The sequence below is a fragment of the Hydrogenophaga sp. PML113 genome (assembly GCF_001777155.1).
GTDB classification, from domain to species: domain Bacteria; phylum Pseudomonadota; class Gammaproteobacteria; order Burkholderiales; family Burkholderiaceae_C; genus Hydrogenophaga; species Hydrogenophaga borbori.
Window position 1 is genome coordinate 1 of the sequence record NZ_MIYM01000020.1, and the last position, 18,997, is coordinate 18,997.

Genomic DNA, 18,997 nt, shown 5'->3' on the forward strand with positions numbered 1-18,997 from the left:
GCAGCCAACGATACGCGGCGAAATACCGAACAGCAATCCCTTTGAAATCAACAAGTTACCTGCCCATGCCCGCGCCGTTGCTGGGGAAGCGAACCGTCACTTTTGACACTGAAATCAAATGGACCCCTGCTAGGACGAGTGCAGTTCGCCAGCCGCACTGCAGGAGCTCCGCATGGCTTGCCTCGGCTGCGACGAGCTGCGGCTGAGGCAGCCCGGCACGACTCGTGGTCCAATTACGCTATGGACAAATCCGAACTCAAGCTGGGAGAGGAAACCCTTGACCGCGACCACGAAGAGTTGCACGCGCTCATCACGCGCCTGCTGGGCGCATCCGCGGACGACATGGTGCCTGCCCTCGACGCATTGCGCGCGCACGCGGCGCAGCACTTCGCCATGGAGGACGAGCACCTGCGCGACATGAAGGATGGCAACTCGAAGTGCCACTTGGACGAACATGCCAACGTGCTGAAGTCCTTCGATGAAGTCCGGGAGGTGCTGGTCGGCGCCGCCCATCCGCCCGAAATGAAGCAGCGGGTGGTGCAGAGCCTATCCGTGGAACTGCTCGATTGGCTGCCGCACCACGTCCAGGAGATGGATGCCGGCGTTGCAACCTATCGTTCGAAGCAGCGCTTCGGCGGAGCGCCCGTTCAGATCAGCCGCCGCCCAAAGGCCTGAGCTCGCGCGCCCGCGGCGCGAATTCCTTCGGCGGCCAGCCTGCTTGGGAAGAACGGGTACGGTGGCAAGAGCCGGGTTCCTTTCTTGGCCGCTGACTATCGCAAGCAGCAAGTGGACCGGACACGCGGCACCTCAGATCCACGGGAATCTTATGTTGCTGCAGAACTGCCGCAGCGTGCATGCACAGGCTAAGGGTTGCTGTGATCTGACGGGCGGCCAGCAGGTCGGCCTGCAGCACGTCCTTCCGTTGCCAATGCGGTAGCCAGCGCCCGAAGGGCAGCAGGTCACGACACGCTCTGGTAGTAGATGTTCTGCGGATTGCGCGCCTGGGCGAAGAAGAACCAGCGCTCGGCCAGCAGGCCGGCCGCCTGCGAGGCCAGCGCCAGCAGCCAAGCCAGCGCCGAGCCGGACAGCAGCGCCCAGGCGGGCAGCCCTGGAAGCCCACCCGAGCCATGCGCACTGCGGGGGCCGAGGCGCCGTGGAAGAACTCGCGCGTGTTGAACGAGCCACCAGTCATGCCCATCGACTTCTGCACCACCCGCGCCGCATTGGATGCCTGTGGCGGTCTGCGTGGTGGACTTGGGCTTGAGCCGCGCATCGCGGCGCAGCGACAGCGTGCGGGTGAACCACGCCGGTGCTCTCGTTGGCCGAAGTTGCATCTGACGCGCATCTCGTTGCGCGCGGCAATTTCACGGTTGCTGGTGGTGCTCTCCAGCTACAGACCGCGCCTCGGTTTTAGCCGGTAAATCGCAAAACCGGACGCGTCTAGATGAACAAAGCCCCGGTCGGGCTGTTCAGCGTTTACTGCCGGACGCGGTACTGGATAAGCCGCAGGGCCATGCGATGCGGGACGCCGGGCTGCGGGAATCAAGCAGCTCCTGCCGGCGACCGTGAAGTACGTGGTCCGCGGCCGAGTTGCCTCCCCCCTACAAGCTCCCACTCCCCGTCTCCGGGCCCGCCAGCCGCCGCGACACCCAGGCCGTCGCCAGTCCGAGGAGGATCGCCCACTCCAGCGACAGCGTCACCGTCCCGGCGAAGGTCACGACCATCGGCAGCCGGTCGACCGGCTCATGCTTCCATAGGTGCCGGATCTCGCGCGGGTTCACCAGCCCCCACGCCACGACCACCAGCAGCCCCCCGATTACCGCCAGCGGAAGCCAGCGCGCCCAGGGCGCGACAAAGGACAGGATCACGATCAGCAGCACGGCGGCGCTGACCGCCGCCAGCGGCGTGCGGGCGCCGGCCGCCACGTTCACGCCGGAGCGGTTGAATGAACCGCTGGCTGGATACGATGAGAAGAAGGAGCCGGTCAGGTTGGCCAGCCCCTGGCCGACCAGTTCCTGGTTGCCGTCGAAAGGCTCGTTGGCGCGCCGCGCGAACGCCTTGGCGATCGCCATCGCCTCGGTCACCGCCAGCAGCGTCATCACCAGCGCCGGCAGCACCAGGTTCGGCACCTGGCGCAAGTCGGGCAGCGACAGCGGCGGCAGCGCCCCCGGCAGCGCCTCCACGGTGGCCGGCTGCGCGCCCAGCAGGCCGGCGGCGAGCCAGGTGATGGCGGTGCCGCCGATCACTGCCATCAAAATCGGCGGTATCCAGCGGCTGTGCCGCAGCGCCGCCAAATTGATCAGGATGGTGGCCATGGCGGCGATCACCGGTAGCGCCTGGATGGACTGCCCGGTCGTGAATACCGCCCGCAGCGTCTGCGCCACCGATAGCCCGCGCGGCAGGTCGAGTCCGAGCAGCGTGCCGACCTGGCTGTTGACGATCAGCACGGCGGCGCCGGCGGTGAAGCCGGCGATCACCGCATGCGGCACCAGCTCAACCCACTTGCCGACGCGCGCCATCCCCAGCAGCAACTGCAGCGCCCCCACCACGAACGTGAGCGTGAGCACCAGGCCCACGTACTGCGAACTGCCCACCGCCGCCAGCGGTGCCACCAGCGCCATGGTGGTGAGCGAGATGGCATTGGCCGGCCCCGTCACCATCAGGCGGCTGCTGCCGAACAGCGCGGCGATCACGCACGGCATCATCGCCGCATAGAGGCCGTAGGCGGGCGGCATGCCCGCCAGCGTGGCGAAGGCCACGCCCTGGGGCAGCACCACGATGGCCCCGGTCAGGCCGGCCAGCAGGTCCGCCCGCAGCACGTCCTTCTGCCGCCACTGCGGCAGCCAGCGCAGGAAGGGCAGCGCCGGCGTCACGACACTGCCTGGTAGTAGATGTTCTGCGGGTGCCGTGCCTGTGCAAAGAAGAACCAGCGCTCCGCCAGCAGGCCTGCTGCCTGAGATCCCAGCGCCAGCAGCCACGCCAGCGCCGAGCCGCTCAGCAGCGCCCAGGCAAGCAGCAGGATCGGCAGTGCGAAGGCCAGCACCTGAAAGCCTGTCCGCGCCATGCGCATTGCGTGTGCCGAAGCCCCATGGAAGAACTCTCGCGTATTGAAGGAGCCGCCGGTCATGCCCATGGACTTCTGCACCACCCGCGCCGCCTGGATGCCGGTCGCCGTCTGGGTGGTGGACTTCGGCTTCAGCCGCGCATTGCGGCGCAGCGACAGCGTGCGGGTGAACCACGCCAGCGCCGTGGCCGCCAGCGCCCAGGGGGCGATGTCGGAGGCGAACCCGGGTTCCCCCGCCATTACCGCCAGCGCGCCGGCCGTGACAAAGCCGGAGGCCAGGCCGAGCGTCGTGTAGTTCACCACCGTGAGCGGATGCGCCCATTCCTGGATGAAGCGGATGCAGGCATAGATCATCGCGGTGCAGTACCACAGGAGCACGGCGCCGACGATCGCCATTCCGGCGAGCCAGTGCGGCGCCACCGCGTCGCGCTGCGCCAGTGTGGCCAGCAGCGCCCAGCCGCCTACCAGCGCGATGAACGCCGGCAGCACGATCACCTCGCGCGACATCCAGGAGGTGCGCCACATCAGCACCGTACGCCAGGCGCGCAGCGGATGCCCCAGATGGAAGAAGGAGGCGACCAGGGCCACCAGCAACATGCCGGTGGCCGCCCAAAGCAGGGGGGCGAGCGCCGTGGCGGGCGCCATTCCGGCCAGAGTGGCCAACGCCAGTGCCACCACCATCCCCTGGGCGGCGCCGGCGATCGTGGTGAAAAGGATGATCGAGAGGGCTGGCTTCATCGGGCGTCTTTTTCCAACGCACCGCTGCCTGGCTTGTGCTTGCCGGACGCCGGTTCGCCCTTCAGGAAATCGCCCAGCCGGAACTTCGGCTGCGCCTGCGGCGCCGTGCTCCGGGTGACCTGGCGCGGAAGGTAGTGGTTGGCCGGCTGGGTCTCCCACTCAGGCATCAGCTGGTAGCCGCCACGCTCGCGGATCGCCTGCGATACCTCGGAGTCCGGATCCTTGACGTCGCCGAACAGGCGGGCGCCAGTCGGACAGGCCTTCACGCAGGCCGGCTTGCGGTCCTGCGGCGGCAGCAGCTCGTCGTAGATGCGGTCCACGCACAGGGTGCACTTGGTCATCACCTTGCGTTCCTCGTCGAACTCACGGGCGCCGTAGGGGCAGGCCCAGCTGCAATATTTGCAGCCGATGCACTTGTCGTAGTCCACCAGCACGATGCCGTCGCTCTTGCGCTTGTAGCTGGCACCGGTAGGGCAGACAGGCACGCAGGGTGGGTCCTCGCAGTGCAGGCAGCTCTTGGGGAAGTGGATGGTCTGCGTGTCCGGGTAGCTATCGGCCTCGAAGGTCTGGACCCGGTTGAAGAAGGTGCCGGTGGGCCGCTCGCCGTAAGCATTCAGGTCTGTCAGCGGGCCGGCCGCGCCCGAGGTGTTCCACTCCTTGCACGAGGTGACGCAGGCATGGCAGCCGACGCAGACATTCAGGTCGATGACCAGAGCGAGCTGCTTGGCCAGTGTTTCGGGGGCTGGCTGGACTGGGTTCATGGCTTCCTGGGAACGAGGTAGGCAAGCACCTTGCGGGCGCCGCCGAGCACGCCTGGGGCGCTCGGCACGGTTGCAATCTGGGGGAAGGTTTCCGCTGGTTCTTCGGGGGCCGCCGGGCGCAGGTTCACCCGCACGTCGTACCAGCCGGCTTGGCCGGTAACCGGGTCGGAGTTGCTGATGTGTCCGCCGGCAAAGGGCAGCTCCTCCGTGATCAGGTGATTGAGCAGGAAGCCCTTGCGTGACTCGTCGGCGGCAGGCGCCAACTGCCAGGCGCCGGAACCCTTGCCGATCGCGTTCCAAGTCCAGACCGTGCCCGGCTCCACCGCATCGCTGTAGCGCAGCATGCAGCGCAGCTCGCCCCAGGCGCTGGTCACCCAGGCCCAGCCGCCGTCCTCGATGCCAGCTTCCTGCGCGGTGCGCGGGTTCACGTACAGGTAGTTGTGGCTGTGGATCTGGCGCAGCCAGGCGTTCTGCGAATCCCAGGAGTGGTACATCGCCATCGGCCGCTGGGTGATCGCCGCCAGGGGGTAGCGGTCGGCGTCGATGCAGGCGGTCTCCAGCGGCGCATACCAGAACGGCAGCGGATCGAAGTAGGTGGCGATGCGCTCGCGCAGGTGCTCCGGCGGCTGGCGGCCCTTGCTCTTGCCCTGCGCGGCCAGCCGGAAGGCCTGCAGCGTGTCCGAGTAGATGGCCAGCTGCACCGGGTCGTTGCGCTGCCGCCAGCCCTTGTCCTTGGCGAAGTCCAGGTAAGGCTGGTTCCAGTTGCGCATGTACTGCTGGTCTTCCGGCATGTGGTACTGGAAAACGCAGTTGTTCCTGGCGTACATCTCCCACTGCCGGGGGTTGGGATCGCCGCGCAGGTGCTCAGTGCCCTCTTTGCCGCGCCAGCCCATGAGAAAGCCCACGCCCGGCTGGGCCTGGAAGTTGACGACGAAATCGGGATAGTCCTTGAACTTGCGCGTGCCGTCCTCTTGGGTGAAGGCGGGGAACTTCAGGCGCGAGGCCAGCTCGATCAGCACCTCCTGGAACGGCTTGCAGTTCCCGGTGGGCTCCACCACGGGGACTCGCACGGAATCCACCGGACCGTCGTACTCTGAGATCGGCCGGTCCAGCATGCTCATGACGTCGTGCCGCTCGAGATATGTAGTGTCCGGCAGCACCAGGTCGGCGAAGGCGACCATCTCGCTCTGGAAGGCATCGCACACCACCAGGAACGGAATCTTGTAGTTGCCGTCCTCGCCGCGCGCGTTGAGCTTCTTGCGCACCTCCATGGTGTTCATGGTGGAGTTCCACGCCATGTTCGCCATGAAGATCAACAGGGTGTCGATCTCGTAGGGGTCACCGCGCACCGCGTTGGTGATGACGTTGTGCATCATCCCGTGGGCCGACAGCGGGTGCTCCCAGGAGAACGCGTGATCGATGCGCAGCGGCGTTCCGTCCTCGTGCACCGCCAATTCGTCGGGACCGGCGGGAAAACCCAACGGCGCCGCGTTCAGCGGCGTGTTGGGCTTGATCATGGACGGGTCGTTGAAGGCCCGGTAGTTCGGCACGATGTGGCGCGGGTACGGCGCCTTGTGGCGGAAGCCGCCGGGGGCGTCGATGGTGCCCAGCACGCTCATGAGCACCGCCAGCGCGCGCACCGTCTGGAAACCGTTGGAATGCGCCGCCAGCCCGCGCATGGCGTGGAAGGCCACCGGCCGCCCTTGGGTGGTGGGGTGCCGCTTCCCCCACGCATCGGTCCATGGAATGGGAAGTTCGAAGGCCTGGTGCAGCGCCGTCTCCCCCACTTCCCGCGCCAGCTGGCGGATGCGCTCGGCCGGAATGCCAGTGATGTCCTCTGCCCACTCGGGCGTGGTGTCGGCAACGCGGTCTCGCAACAGCTGGAAGGCTGGCGCCACACGCGTCCCGTCCGCCAGCTTGTAGTGTCCCTCCAGCGCCAATTGGCGCCCTTCCTGCACGCCTTCCGGATAGGCCTGCACCACCCGGCCGCTGGCCAGGTCCCATGCCAGCTTGTTGTGCGGGTGGCGGCCGTCGCCGGGCGGGCCGGCGGCGGGATCGAAGGCGAACAGGCCTTCGCGCTCGCCCTCGTCCAGCACCACCAGTTGCGGCGCATTGGTGAACCGCTGCAGGAAGGACCGGTCGACCAGGCCTTGCGCGAGCAGTTCGTGCAGCAGCGCCATGAACAGTGCGCCGTCGGTGCCGGGGCGGATCGGAATCCACTCGTCGGCGATCGCCGAATAGCCGGTGCGCACGGGGTTGATCGAGATGAAGCGGCCGCCCTTGCGCTTGAAGTCGCCCAAGGCGATCTTCATCGGGTTGCTGTGGTGGTCTTCCGCGGTGCCTATCATCACGAACAGCTTGGCGCGATCCAGGTCCGGGCCGCCGAACTCCCAGAAGCTGCCGCCGACCGAATAGATCATGCCGGCAGCCATGTTCACCGAACAGAAGCCGCCGTGCGCCGCATAGTTCGGTGTGCCGAACTGGCGCGCGAACAGGCCGGTGAGGGCCTGCATCTGGTCGCGCCCGGTGAACAGGGCGAACTTCTTCGGATCGGTGGCGCGGATACGGCCCAGGCGCTCGGTGAGCAGCTCGTAGGCGCGCTCCCAGGAGATCGGCTCGAACTCACCCTCGCCCCGCTCGCTGCCTGGCCTGCGCAGAAGCGGCTGCGTCAGGCGCGCAGGCGATACCTGCTTCATGATTCCCGCGCTGCCCTTGGCGCAGATCACGCCCTTGTTGATCGGGTGGTCGGGATTGCCGTCGATGTACCGGACCTGCCCGTCGCGCAGGTGCACGCGTATGCCGCAGCGGCAGGCACACATGTAGCACGTAGTCGTCTTGACCTCGGTGTCCGCGGTGCTGCTCGCGGTTGCATCGTGCACCGGCTCGCTGGAGAGGAACTTGAACATAAGCTTATGCTAGACAGCGCACAGATTCGCGTGCCGCATAATTCCGGTCGCAGTGAATCAGAAAATCGATCAGAGACTGAAGCTCACGCTGCGCCAGCTGGAGGTGTTCGCGGCGGTGGCGCGCGGCGGCACGACGCGGGCCGCGGCCGACGAGATCTCGCGCTCGCAGTCGGCCGCGAGTAACGCGCTCGGCGAGCTGGAGGCCGTGCTTGGTGCGCAGCTCTTCGACCGGGTGGGCAAGAAGCTGGTCATCAACGAGAATGGGCGGGCCCTGCTGCCGCGCGCGGCCGGAATCCTGGAGCAGGCGGTGGAGACGGAAGCCCTGTTCACCGCGGCCCATGCGGCGTCGCTGCGGCTGGCCGCCAGCTACACGATCGGCGAGTACCTGCTCCCGGTGCTGATCGCCAGGTGGAAGCAGGCGAACCCGCGCAGCCACGTGCTGCTGGATATCGCCAACACGCATGACGTGTTCGAGCGGGTCGCCTCGTTCCGCTCCGACATCGGTTTCATCGAGGGGACCCACAGCCACCCGGAGCTCTCGGTCAGCAAGTGGCGCAGCGATGAGATCGTCGTGGTCGCCGCCGCCGGCCACCCGTTGGCGGAACGCCGCGCCGGCGCACGCCAGCTGAACCATGCCACCTGGGTCCTGCGCGAACCCGGCTCTGGCACTCGGGAAGCCTCGGACCGCTGGCTGATCCCGCATCTGACACAGATGGAGGTGGAGCTCGAGCTGGGGAGCAACGAGGCGGTCAAGCGCGTCGTGGCCGCAGGACTGGGCCTGGGGTGCCTGTCGCGGCTGGCGGTGAAGGAGGCGATCGCCGAGGGGTGGCTGGTGGAGCTTGCCACAACCCTGCCGCCGATGCAGCGCACGCTCTCCATCGTGCTGCACCGGGCGAAGAAGCTGGGCGCCGCAGCCGAAGGGTTCCTGCGCCACTGCACGACGGACTGACACGGCCCGAGGACGATCGATTATTCAGGTCAATGCGACCTGAATATTGCGTTCTCGAACTCCAGGCGGGCGCTATGCTGGCCGTATGCGACCCGACGTGGGGCCCACCGCCTGCCTCTCCTTCGAACCCGACGAAGCTCGCTGCCTGCTGTGGCTGCCGCTCGCTGTGCGCCACAAACTGGACGGCTGCCGGCTGCGGCTGTCGCTGCTCGAGTGGCAAGCGCTGCCGCTGGAGACGCGTGCGGAACTGCTGCACTTGCCTGCCGGCGCGGACTTCGCGCTGTGCGCGCTCCAGGCCGGCGCCAGTCGCGACACGCGCCTGCGGCAACCGGCGCGCCTGGAGGCTTACGAGGTCGCCCAGGCGCTGGACTGCGATGCCGCCGCGGCCGGTGCTTGGCTCGCCGCTGCGACGCCTTTTGCGCACTATGTTCTCAGCAGGCGGAATCGGGCTAAAACTTGGGTGGCCGCCGGCGGAGTGGGGCTCGCTGCGCGGTGAAGGGGACGCGTACAAGCGCGAATCAGTGCGGCGGCCGATCCCAAGCAACGCGAACGCGAGCTGGAGGCGGAACTGAGCGAGCTCACCTCCTCGTTCCTCACTGCAGAAGCCTTCAGCGTGGAGGACAATCATCGACCCGCGTGACACGCGGCGGTAGTGTGCCGCCTCATCGATGCCGCGCAGTCGCGCCTGCACAGGTTCCTCATGCGTGCGGACTCAACGTCCCAGCAGGGCTGAGGCGGCGATGCTGACGCCGGTGGCGAGAAGCAACACGCACACGATCCTGAGCACCGTCTCGCGTCGCCAGCGGGGGGGATAGCGTCGCAGCAGCCAGGACGTCCCCAGCACCGCAGGGGCGGCGAGCAGGATCATCTTCAGCGCAAGCAGGCTGAACTGTCCCGTTGCCAGGACGACGACAATCCGCATCACGCTCATCGTGGTCAGCGCGGCGACCAAGGTGGCCCGCAGTGCTTCCATTGCCATGGGCTGTCGGTAGAAGTGGTACACAAGCGGGGGGCCGCCGGCCGAAAACAGGCCGCCCAGCACTCCCGAGAGCAGGCCGAAGCCGCCGAACCAGATGCCGCTGGACCGTACTGGCAGCACGTTTCCCGGCCGCAACATGGTGATCGCGCATGCGAAGATGGTCACGCCGAGCAGCACGCCCAACACGGTCATGACGTTTGCGCTCAGCCACTGTAGCAACAGCACACCGGCGAGAACCCCCGGCGCGGATCCAGCCACCGCCTCGCGATAGGCAGTACGGTCGACGTGTCTCAGCGAGGTGCGCAGCATTGCCGCCGCGCCCAGCACGGCCAGCGTGGTTGCCACGTTCGCCAGGTCGGTCACGGGCGCAAGCTGGAACAGGCCGGCGAGCCCAAGCAGTACCAGCACGAACGCGAAGCCTGTCAGCCCCTGCGCCAGGGTCGCGACCACCACGAAAGCGATGAACAGTGCGACCTGGGCGCCGCTCATGCGCCCCTCTCGCCAGGAAAGTGCAACCCTGGGCGACCGGAAATGATCTGGAGTGTCCTCAGCACCTGAATGGCTTGCCGAACCAGCGGGGTGTGCATTCGTTGCATGTCCAGCGTTCAAAGGTGTTCACCATTGGAAAGCATTCGATCTCGAGGCTTATCGCGTGCCGAACGCTCGCGGAAGGCATCTAGCCCTCGCTCAATGTTCAGTCGGCAGCCTGGCTCAAGCTTCGCTCTGCGACGATACCTGGGCATTCGTCACGTACGAACTCGCCGTTTGGCCAACACTCCGCGACATTGCAAGCCGCCCATCAGGAGCATTCGCGTTGTGAGCAACCGCTTGGCTGCGACATCTACAGCGGCAGATGCGTAAATGCATCGAGGACGCGTGTCTCCAGTTGCACCCGATGGACGCTGAAGCGCCAGCCGCTCCCGACCCGCACCAGCTCGTCAAGGTAGCGGCCCACCACGAAGAGGCTGGTCTCCCCTGTTGGCAGGGTGCGAAATACCGAGAAGGCCGTTTGCCCTCGCGCCGCGTCACCCGTCACGCTCACCAGCGGCGGTCCCAGCACGTGCAGACGCTTGGCCGGATCACGCACGTGTCTCGGCACCTCCGAGATGGTTTTTTGCAGCAGCGGCAATTCCTGCTTCCACCATGCCAGCTCCTTGCCAAGCTCAGTGCTGTACGCGGTGATCTCGTACAAGCCATCCGAATGGAACTGCTCCAGCCATTCGGAAAGCTTCTCGGCGTTCAACAGCGCGGCCGTGCGCTGGATGAACTGCTGCACCTCGAACGCGTCCAGAAGATTCTCGTAGCTCACAGCGTCACCTCTTGTGCGTGCGCCTCGAACGGTGCTGACGCGCTTCGCCCCATCAGCCGGTTCCACTCTTGATAATAGGCTCGCAGGTTCGCGTCGTCCGTCGGATTGAGGTCTTCCTCTCGCGCGAGAATGCTGTAGCGGACTGCGTCGGCACGCATGGCACGGTACTGCGATTCCACCGCAATCAGGTCCTCCGGCAGGTTGCGCCCCGCCGGGCCCCAGAACATGTTGTGATGGCGCAGCCTTAGCTCCCGCGTCTCGGCATCGTCGCCGGCGACACCAAGCCCCCGCCATTCGACCATCGTGTGCTGCTCGTCGATCGGAATCATGCGGTCGATCCGCACCACGTTCGAGCGAATATTCACCATCAGATCAGGAAACAAGTTGACCACCCGCATTTCATTGTCGCGCATGCCCGGCAACGTGCCCCCGGTCACATTGGTGTAGCCGCCGCGCTCGTACGCGACGGCGGCCTCGCCCTCGGACCAGTAGCCACTATGGCCATTGGGAAACAGGCGCAGCTTCATCGGGCTGGTCTTGCCCAACACCCAGGGTTGCGTCGCCCGGTTGATCGCGTGCAGCATGCTGTGATAGCGTTCGCTGTTGTTGTCCTGCCAGAGCTTCCAGTTCGTCTTGACCACTGCCTTGTGGAAGTGGATGACTTGCATCGGCACCGACCCGAGTGGGTCCTGCAATGGGCGGAGGATTTCTCCGAGGTACTCCCTCAACGCAGGCGCTTGCGGATCCAGACAGGTGAAGACCAGCCCGAGCACGGACTCGGTCCTCACCGGAACGAGGCCGAGCGCAGCCTTGTCTAGACATGCGCGCTCGTATCCTTCCGGCTTGGAGACCGCTCGCAGGCTTCCGTCCAACCCGTAGTTCCAGTGGTGGTAGAAGCAAGTGAACGAGCGCGCGTTGCCGGACTCGGAACGCACCACTTCCGCGGCACGATGCCGGCAGACGTTGAAGAAGGCTCGGATGCTGCCGCTTTCGTCGCGGACCACGATGAGTGGCTTTCCCGCGACCTGCGTGGTGCGGAAGTCACCGCTGTTCGGCAGCTCGCTCTCATGGCAGACAAACTGCCACACCTTGGAGAACAGACGTTCCTGTTCCTCCCGGAAGATGGATGGATCGGTGAAGATCCGGTTGTCCAGATAGTGGGTGGGCGGCAATGCCGGAGGCAAGTGGCCAGGGTTCTGCATGGGATGTACCTGCTTGGTTCGGCGCGGAGCGCGCGCCTTGGAAAAAATCGGTGGCCGGTAACGCTACTCGGCGACGAGGCCCGCCTGCTTGGCGACCCTGCCCCAGGTTTCAGCTTCCCGCTTCAGGAACTTTGCAAATTCCTCCGGTGAGTTCGCAACAACGTCGAACTCGTTGGCTTCCATGTTTTTCTGCACTCCGGGACTCATGAGCGCCCGCGCGAACTGCTGCTGCATGTCGCGCACCACCGGGTCCGGCGTGCTGGCCGGAGCAAGGAAACCGATCCAGATGGTGGCACTGAAATTCGGGAAGCCTGCCTCCGCCATGGAGGGGACATTGGGAAGCGCCTTCAGCCGCTTGCTGCCGGTGACCGCGAGCGCTTTGAGCCGGCCGTCCTTGACGTAGGGAATGACGTTTGCCGCCGCAAATACCCCTGCGTGGGTCACCTTGCCGAGGAGATCGGTCATGGCGGGGGCAGCCCCCTTGTAGGGGATGTGCTTGATCTCGACGCCCGCACGGGACTTGAACAGCTCCATCGTGAGGTGCGACGCACTGCCGGTGCCGATGGATCCGAAGTTCATGTTCCCATCGGACTTCTTCGCGAGCGCCACGAACTCAGCCAAGGTGGACACTGGGACTTCAGAGTTGACCACCAGGACCTGCTCGGAGGTAACACCCAGCGTGATCGGCTTCAGATCCTTCTGCAGATCGTATTGCAGGTTCTTTGAGAGGAACGTACTGATGACGAGCGGATTGAAACCGGTGAGGATGGTGTGACCGTCACCCGGCGACTTCGCAACCAGGGTAGCGGCAATGTTGCCCGACGCGCCTGGTTTCGCATCGGCGATCACCGGCTGACCGAGAGCCTGCTGCAACGCCGGGATCACGGCACGCGCGACGAGATCAACCGTTCCGCCCGATGCCGGCACGACGATGCGCACGGGCTTGCTCGGTGTCCAGGATTGCCCGAACGCAAGGGGTGAGGCCAGAGCGGCCGAAGCAACGCAAATCAGCGTGAATATTTGGCGCATGGGAAGCCTAGAGGAGGATGATGGCGCGTCTGTCGACGCGGCTGCGATCGTTGATTGCCGGCCTACTCTAGTCGTTCCCGCGGGCCGGGGTCTTGCGGGTTACCCTCAAAATGTCCGGAGCGTGGACAGATCAGAGTCGCGTCGAGATGTCGCGCGCCGCCTTGGCGGTCTGGCTGCGACAGGAGCGCAGTGCGGCGCCGCGCAGCCGCATCTCCGTCCCGAACACGCAGACTGCCGCCACCGGCTGGCCGCTTTTTGTCAGCACCGGCGAGGCGACGGCCACCGTCCCCGCCATCACTTCAGCGTGCGTCACGAGCACACCGTCCTGGAGCGCGGTCTGGATGTCACGGGCGATCTGGTCGCGTGCACGGCGGCTGAGATTGCTGAGCGACTGCCGCCGCTGGTCCGGCGTCAAGTGCGCCAGTATGACCTTGCCGCTGGCACCGTTGTGCAGCGGCTCGGTGTAACCCACTCCGCGGCTGAACGAGAGGGCCTGAGGGCTCTTCCGCTCGAAGACGCACATGCGATGGGAAGCGGAGACGGGCATCATGAGCGCGACGGTTTCCTGGGTGCTGCGCCAAAGCTGCTCCAGTGGGCCGGCAGCCAGCGTGACCAGCGGAGGCGCAGGCGTCCACGTGCTCGCGAGCAAGCCGATGCGGGCGCCCAGTTGGAAACGTAGCGGGTTGCCGAACGAGTAGATCAGCCCCCTGCTTTCCAGTGTTCGCAACAGTCGGTAGAGAGTGGGTCGGGACAGCCCGGTGCGCTGCTGCAGCGCAGGAATGTCGAGAACCGGCTCCTGTTGTGTGAAACTGAAGAGCACATCGATGGCGCGTTCCACGGAACGCACCGAGCTGTCACTCGACATCGGGCTTGTGGGGGGGTGCGACTTCGGATGCAGCTCTGCCATAGGATGCTTGCTGAGACTTACCGATCAATGACACGCACCCAGTGAAAAGGGCGAGCGCCTGCCTGTCAAAGTGATCATCTTCGTCGAGGTGCTTCTCGGTGTGGAGTAAGGTGCAGAACCGGCCCTGCCCTGCTTGTGTGAGCCAGAGCAGCAGCAGCGACGGAGTTGCAAATCGCCGGCTGCCGCTCGCCGTACGCCCACAAGCTGGAGGAATGCGGTCTGCGGCTGTCGCGGGAACAGTGGCAAGCGCTTCCGATGGCGATGCGACTCGAACTCCTGCAAGTGCCTGCTGGCCCGGAGTTCGCGCGCCGTGCGCAGGCGTCAGGAGCCCGCCGCGATGGCCGGGCGGGTGAACCGGCATCCCTGCAGGTCAGCGATGTAGCCAGTGCGCTGGACTGCGATGATGCGGCTGCCCCTGCTTGGTTGGCGGCCGCTGGTCTTTTTGCGCTGTACGCGATGGCCAAGATCCGCAATAGCCCACCGGCCCAAGCAAGCGCTCCCAGGAGCGCGTGCGGTCCGCTTGCGGGGGGCGGCATCGAGCGGACGTCCTGAAAAAGCCAGGCTTGCAGCAGGGGCGGGCTGGCGTGCGCGCTTGGCGCAAGGATCTCGCTAGCGGCCTTGGGCATCCGGTCGACTCCTCGCGCTCGGGCTTCCGGCCCACGCGGCGCAGCCGCGTCGTCGGCCTCAAAGGTCCAGAACAAGGCAAGCTGACTTGGAGCGGGAACAGCAAGGCAGGAACTGGTCGTTCGCGGACTGCTCCTGCGGCGTCAGGTACATGTCCCGATGGTCGGGCTCGCCTTCGAGCACGCGTGTGAGGCAGGTCCCACACACGCCTTGCTCGCATGAGGTCGGCACCAGGATACCTTCGGCCGCAAGCGCCGAGGTCACGGTGGCGTCGGCCGCAACGCGGATGGTTCGACCGGAGCTGGCTAGCTTGACCTCGAAGCTTCCGTCGGTGGCCAGCTTCTGCGGCGCGGCGCTGAAGAACTCGTAGTGAAGCTGGTCCTGCGGCCAGCCGCTGCTGCGCGCATTGGACAGCACAGCGTCCATAAAACCCTGGGGGCCGCAGGTGTAGATGTGGACTCCGCGCCGTGGCGTGCGCAGCAGCGCGGGCAAATCGAGCTTCTGCTGCTGCGGGCCGTCGTCAAGGTGCAACTGCACGTGCGCTGCATAGCCGGCCTGCTGGATGCGCTCCCGGAACGCTGTGCGTTCCACCGAACGCGTGCAGTAATGAAGGGTGAAAGGCAGCTTGAGCACGTACAGCCGCTCGGCCATGCACAGTAAGGGCGTGATGCCGATGCCGCCAGCGATCAGCAAGGTCTCCTCGGCACCCGGAGTGAGTGGGAAATGGTTGCGGGGTGCGCTGATGGTGATCACATCACCTTCGCGCACGAGCTCGTGCATCGCGCGCGACCCTCCCCTACCCCGCGGGTCCTTGAGCACGGCAATCTGGTAGCGGTGCGACTCCGCCGGATCGTTGCACAGCGAGTACTGGCGCGTGACACCAGAGGGCAACAGAACGTCCACGTGCGAGCCCGCAGAGAACGGAGGCAGTGCCCTGCCGTCGGTGCTCACCAGTTCGAACAAGGCAATGTCCAGCGCAAGGGCAATCTTGCGCGCCACGCGCACTTGCAGCATTTGCGCATTCATGGTCTCGACTTCTCCCGACTGGCAGACGAAGAAATGCTCGCGCCGCGCTGCGGACCGGCAGCCGACGCGGCTGTCCCGATCCGTAGAATCTGCGCATGCGCAACGCTCCCCGTGTGCCTCTTGAAAACAGAATCTCTTACCGCTGCCTGTCGGTGGCATCGCGCATCACACGCCATCTCGCCCCGTGGTGGAAGAGCGAGTTCGGCCTGACGGTGACCAGCTGGCGTGTCATGGCCGTCATCGGACGCTACGAGCCCCTCTCGGCGATGCAGGTCGCCGAGCGCACCAGCACCGATGCCTTCTTCGTCGGCCGGGCGATCGACAAGCTGGTCGAACAGGGCTACCTCAAGAAGGGCGTGGACCCCGAGGACCGCCGGCGATTGCGACTGAGCCTGACGGCCACCGGCAGGAAAGTCCACCGGCAGGTGGAGGACATGATCAACCTGGTGGAAGCCGACCTTCTCGCCGGGATTCCCGCCGATGATCTGAGTACCTTCTTCACCACCATGTCCCTGCTGGAAAGCCGAGCCGGCAGGCTTGGCGCCTGCGATCCGTAGCCGGGTCACTTGTCCAGCGTGATCCCCGCCTTGCGAATCACGCCGCCCCAGCGCTTGTACTCGGCCTTCAGGTAGGCATCGAACTCCTCCGGAGTCATCCCTCGGCTTTCCACGCCGAGTTCCTTCAACTTCTCCTGGACCTCACCCTGATTCAGGATCTGGCGCATCTCATCGGAGAGCTTGCGACGGATCTCGATGCCGGTGCCTGCGGGTGCCAGCACCGCGAACCATGGGCCCGAGACGATTTCAGGGTGACCCGCCTCGGCGAAGGTCGGCACCTGCGGCAGCACGGTGCTGCGTCGGGCAGACGCGATCGCGATGGGACGCAGCTGGCCGGATCGGATGCGCGGCACGAGATTGATCGTGTCCCCGATCATCATGCCGACCCGCCCGGCCAGAACGTCCGTCAGGGCGGGAGGAAACCCCTGATAGGCAACGTGAGTGAGACCAAGCCCAGTCAGCTGATTGATCAGTTCGCCGGTGACGTGCCCGGTGGTGCCCACTCCTTGCGTGCCAAACGTCATCTTGTCCGGGTTTGACTTGGCAAAAGCAAGCAAGTCGGAAAAACTCGACACCGGGAACGCTTGGTTGGTCACCAAAACATTCGGTGCCTCGGCCACGATGGTGACCGGCGCGAACGCAGTTTCGGCGTTGTAAGGCAGGCGCTTCATCAGGAAGGGATTGAGCACCAGCGGCCCCTGCGCCGTGAACAGGAAGGTGTGCCCGTCGGCCGCGGCCCGCGCCACCAAGTCCGCACCGACGATTCCACCTGCGCCGGGGCGGTTCTCCACCACGACGTTTTGACCGAGCCGTCCTTCCAAGTGCCGGCCCATCAGACGGGCCACTACGTCGATTGAGCCGCCTGCGGCAAACGGGACCACGAAGCGGATCGGCTTGGACGGCCAGGAATCCCTGGGCTGGGCCTGCGCCGCAAACGCACAGGCGGTCGCCACTACAGCGGCAGCCAGGGCGAGGGCTTGGCGGAACTTCACGAGAACATTCACCGGAGTCTCCTTTGGATTGGTGGCGATGCACGGGCGCGCCCTTCGGCGGCGCGCGCCCGACCACTGCAGCGGCGCGCTCAGGCGCTCGGCAAGGTCGCAGGATGGGTTCCCGCCTGGTCTGCGGTCATCTCCTTGGGCAAGAGTATGGCGACGGCGCGCCGCTTGTACAGATCGGCGCGCGCGACGGCCGCCGGGATCGTGCCTTCCGTGGCGAACCTCTTCGCGGATTCGATCAGGCGCCGGCGGCACTTGACGATCGCGGTATCCGAGGAGCCCAGGTGTTCCTTGGTCCGGTCGGCGATCGCGCCCTGGCTCTCCTGCACTGCGAGGTCCTGCAGCTGGGCGCTCAGGATGCCGGTGAACGAGCCGCTCTTCTGGAGGGTGCGGTCCATCAGGTAATCGTTGGCGCGGTTGCCTTCGGGGATGTACGTTCCCGGAACCAGCTTCGCGTAGTCGAGGCCGCCGCCCTTGTACTCGGCGAGTTCATCGTCGCTCAGAGGACGTCCGGCGTGGTAGCGGATGCGGTACCACCAGCAGTTCTCATCGTCGATGGGGATGAACAGGTTGGCCCTGCAGACCAGGCCTTCGGCTGTCGGCACCAGCACGGCCGCGGGCATCAGCCACTGCGTGATGCGCCAGTAGTAGGTGTCCTCGCCTCCGTCCCGGCGCGCAGAGATGCGCATGCCGTACTCGGTGTCCTCGCAGAAAAAGCGTGGCGCCCCGTCGGCGTCGCCGTACTCCTGCAGGTGGCCGACGTTGAACACGTCCTTCTGCATGGGTGCCATGGACCGGTGCAGAAAGGTGAGGTGCGCTGTATCGATGCTGCCTTCCAGCGCCTGCTGGTAATTGCATTTCATCAGGCACTTCGAGGTGTAGAAGTTCTGTGCCGGCAGGCCCATGAATTCCATCTGCGGCAAAGGCGGGATGGACTCCTGCGGGCCCAGGTAGGCCCAGACGATGCCGCCGGCTTCGTGGACCGGGTATGCCTTGGCGCGAATGTTCGGATTGCACCGCATCGGGCTGCCGGCAGGTTCACTCGGCATGTCCAGCAGCTCGCCGGTGACGCTGAACTTCCAGCCGTGGTACACGCAGCGCAGGCCGCCCTCCTCGTTGCGCCCGAAGAAGAGCTCGGCCAGGCGGTGCGGGCAATGCGCGTCCAGCAGCCCGACCTTCCCGCTGGAGTCCCGGAAGGCAACGAAGTTCTCGCCCATCAGCCGAACCCGCACCGGAGCGCAATCGGGCGCCGGCAGCTCCTCGCACAGAAGCGCGGGCTGCCAGAACTGCCGGAACAGGCCACCCATGGCAGTGCCGGGGCCGACGCGGGTGAGGATCTCATTGTTCTCGGAATTCAGCATGTGTGACCTCGGACGAAAATTACTTGCGGTTCGCTATTATTCGATGGCGCCCGCGGGCTGTCAATGCGGCGCCCCTCGCCCCCGCCGCCGGTGGGGGCGTTCGCGGGTCACACGCACGCGCTGCCGAGGTGAGCGGCCCGAACTCAGCAATCCAAGGTGCGCAGCACGTCCGGCAGGATCCGCCGGACCTGAGCGGAGATGAACGGCACCCCAAGCGGGTCGCCGAACACTCCGGCGGTAGGCGGACCGACGGCCCTCAGCGTGGGTTGCGGGTTCCCGGCCGCATCCAGCGCTTCGCAGTGGGACCCCACATGCACGCCGATGCCGGTCGGGTCCAGCCGCAGCCAACCGCGGTCTGCGAGGGCATTCAGAAAGGGGTTGGACCGCCAGGCAGTGCCGGGGTCGAGCCCGGTGCAGTTCACCACCCAGTCGAAGTGCCTGACGGCCGGCTCCCCCGAACGGGGTCCATTTGATTTCAGTGTCAAAAGTGACGGTTCGCTTCCCCAGCAACGGCGCGGGCATGGGCAGGTAACTTGTTGATTTCAAAGGGATTGCTGTTCGGTATTTCGCCGCGTATCGTTGGCTGC

The 18,997-nt window shown here is 65.9% G+C and carries 18 protein-coding genes; 4 read left to right on the plus strand and 14 right to left on the minus strand.

All coding sequences use genetic code 11. From position 1 onward, the window contains the following. The first annotated feature begins 240 nt into the window (after window positions 1–240). Window positions 241–675, plus strand: a complete 435-nt coding sequence (locus BHU06_RS21425; protein WP_070401265.1) for a bacteriohemerythrin — start codon at window positions 241–243, stop codon at window positions 673–675. Between the two features lie 284 nt (window positions 676–959). Here BHU06_RS21425 and BHU06_RS21430 read toward each other — a convergent pair whose 3' ends face one another. From BHU06_RS21430 to BHU06_RS21450, 5 genes are all read right to left on the minus strand, one after another. Further along, on the minus strand, window positions 960–1,334 hold the full coding sequence (locus BHU06_RS21430; protein ID WP_070401266.1) for a hypothetical protein: 375 nt from the start codon (window positions 1,332–1,334) through the stop codon (window positions 960–962). A 267-nt stretch (window positions 1,335–1,601) separates the two neighbouring features. Further along, on the minus strand, window positions 1,602–2,873 hold the full coding sequence (locus BHU06_RS21435) for a SulP family inorganic anion transporter (RefSeq protein ID WP_070401267.1): 1,272 nt from the start codon (window positions 2,871–2,873) through the stop codon (window positions 1,602–1,604). Continuing rightward, window positions 2,870–3,802 carry a DmsC/YnfH family molybdoenzyme membrane anchor subunit gene (locus tag BHU06_RS21440; protein WP_070401268.1) on the minus strand — a complete coding sequence of 311 codons (933 nt, stop codon included), beginning with the start codon at window positions 3,800–3,802 and terminating at the stop codon, window positions 2,870–2,872. The genes BHU06_RS21435 and BHU06_RS21440 overlap by 4 nt, the downstream gene beginning before the upstream one ends. Then, window positions 3,799–4,563, minus strand: a complete 765-nt coding sequence (locus tag BHU06_RS21445) for a 4Fe-4S dicluster domain-containing protein (protein WP_070401269.1) — start codon at window positions 4,561–4,563, stop codon at window positions 3,799–3,801. Before BHU06_RS21445 ends, BHU06_RS21440 begins: the two co-directional genes overlap by 4 nt. Continuing rightward, entirely contained in the window at window positions 4,560–7,469 is a 2,910-nt protein-coding gene (locus tag BHU06_RS21450; protein ID WP_070401270.1) for a molybdopterin oxidoreductase family protein, read from the minus strand. The genes BHU06_RS21445 and BHU06_RS21450 overlap by 4 nt, the downstream gene beginning before the upstream one ends. 52 nt (window positions 7,470–7,521) lie before the next feature. On the opposite strand from BHU06_RS21450, the gene BHU06_RS21455 reads away from it, so the two are divergent. Both BHU06_RS21455 and BHU06_RS21460 read left to right on the plus strand, forming a co-directional pair. Then, a complete protein-coding gene (locus BHU06_RS21455; protein WP_070401271.1) occupies window positions 7,522–8,418 on the plus strand; it encodes a LysR family transcriptional regulator in 897 nt (298 codons plus the stop codon). An 85-nt stretch (window positions 8,419–8,503) separates the two neighbouring features. Beyond that, entirely contained in the window at window positions 8,504–8,914 is a 411-nt protein-coding gene (locus tag BHU06_RS21460; RefSeq protein WP_083293375.1) for a nitrate reductase associated protein, read from the plus strand. A gap of 216 nt (window positions 8,915–9,130) precedes the next feature. On the opposite strand, the gene BHU06_RS21465 is transcribed toward BHU06_RS21460, so the two are convergent. From BHU06_RS21465 to BHU06_RS21490, 6 genes are all read right to left on the minus strand, one after another. Next, complete coding sequence (locus BHU06_RS21465; protein ID WP_070401273.1) at window positions 9,131–9,886, minus strand: TSUP family transporter; 756 nt, start codon at window positions 9,884–9,886, stop codon at window positions 9,131–9,133. Window positions 9,887–10,238: 352 nt separating this feature from the next. Continuing rightward, window positions 10,239–10,706 carry a nuclear transport factor 2 family protein gene (locus tag BHU06_RS21470; protein ID WP_070401274.1) on the minus strand — a complete coding sequence of 156 codons (468 nt, stop codon included), beginning with the start codon at window positions 10,704–10,706 and terminating at the stop codon, window positions 10,239–10,241. Then, a complete protein-coding gene (locus BHU06_RS21475; RefSeq protein WP_070401275.1) occupies window positions 10,703–11,908 on the minus strand; it encodes an aromatic ring-hydroxylating dioxygenase subunit alpha in 1,206 nt (401 codons plus the stop codon). The genes BHU06_RS21470 and BHU06_RS21475 overlap by 4 nt, the downstream gene beginning before the upstream one ends. A 63-nt stretch (window positions 11,909–11,971) precedes the next feature. Continuing rightward, on the minus strand, window positions 11,972–12,847 hold the full coding sequence (locus BHU06_RS21480; RefSeq protein ID WP_175442901.1) for a tripartite tricarboxylate transporter substrate binding protein: 876 nt from the start codon (window positions 12,845–12,847) through the stop codon (window positions 11,972–11,974). Window positions 12,848–13,067: 220 nt separating this feature from the next. Continuing rightward, window positions 13,068–13,775, minus strand: coding sequence for an IclR family transcriptional regulator (locus BHU06_RS21485; protein ID WP_175442902.1), 708 nt, complete (start codon window positions 13,773–13,775; stop codon window positions 13,068–13,070). A 753-nt stretch (window positions 13,776–14,528) separates the two neighbouring features. Next, a complete protein-coding gene (locus BHU06_RS21490) occupies window positions 14,529–15,494 on the minus strand; it encodes a PDR/VanB family oxidoreductase (protein WP_070401278.1) in 966 nt (321 codons plus the stop codon). Between the two features lie 95 nt (window positions 15,495–15,589). Here BHU06_RS21490 and BHU06_RS21495 point away from each other — a divergent pair, with 95 nt between their 5' ends. After that, window positions 15,590–16,051: a MarR family winged helix-turn-helix transcriptional regulator gene (locus BHU06_RS21495; protein WP_083293378.1), complete on the plus strand. Its 462-nt coding sequence runs from the start codon at window positions 15,590–15,592 to the stop codon at window positions 16,049–16,051. Window positions 16,052–16,056: 5 nt separating this feature from the next. Here BHU06_RS21495 and BHU06_RS21500 read toward each other — a convergent pair whose 3' ends face one another. From BHU06_RS21500 to BHU06_RS21510, 3 genes are all read right to left on the minus strand, one after another. Beyond that, a complete protein-coding gene (locus BHU06_RS21500; protein ID WP_083293379.1) occupies window positions 16,057–17,055 on the minus strand; it encodes a tripartite tricarboxylate transporter substrate binding protein in 999 nt (332 codons plus the stop codon). 77 nt (window positions 17,056–17,132) lie between these two features. Next, window positions 17,133–18,410, minus strand: coding sequence for a Rieske 2Fe-2S domain-containing protein (locus BHU06_RS21505; protein ID WP_070401280.1), 1,278 nt, complete (start codon window positions 18,408–18,410; stop codon window positions 17,133–17,135). Window positions 18,411–18,553: 143 nt separating this feature from the next. Beyond that, window positions 18,554–18,832 (minus strand): hypothetical protein, encoded by a 279-nt coding sequence (locus BHU06_RS21510; RefSeq protein WP_175442903.1) that lies wholly within the window; start codon window positions 18,830–18,832, stop codon window positions 18,554–18,556. Window positions 18,833–18,997: the final 165 nt, after the last annotated feature.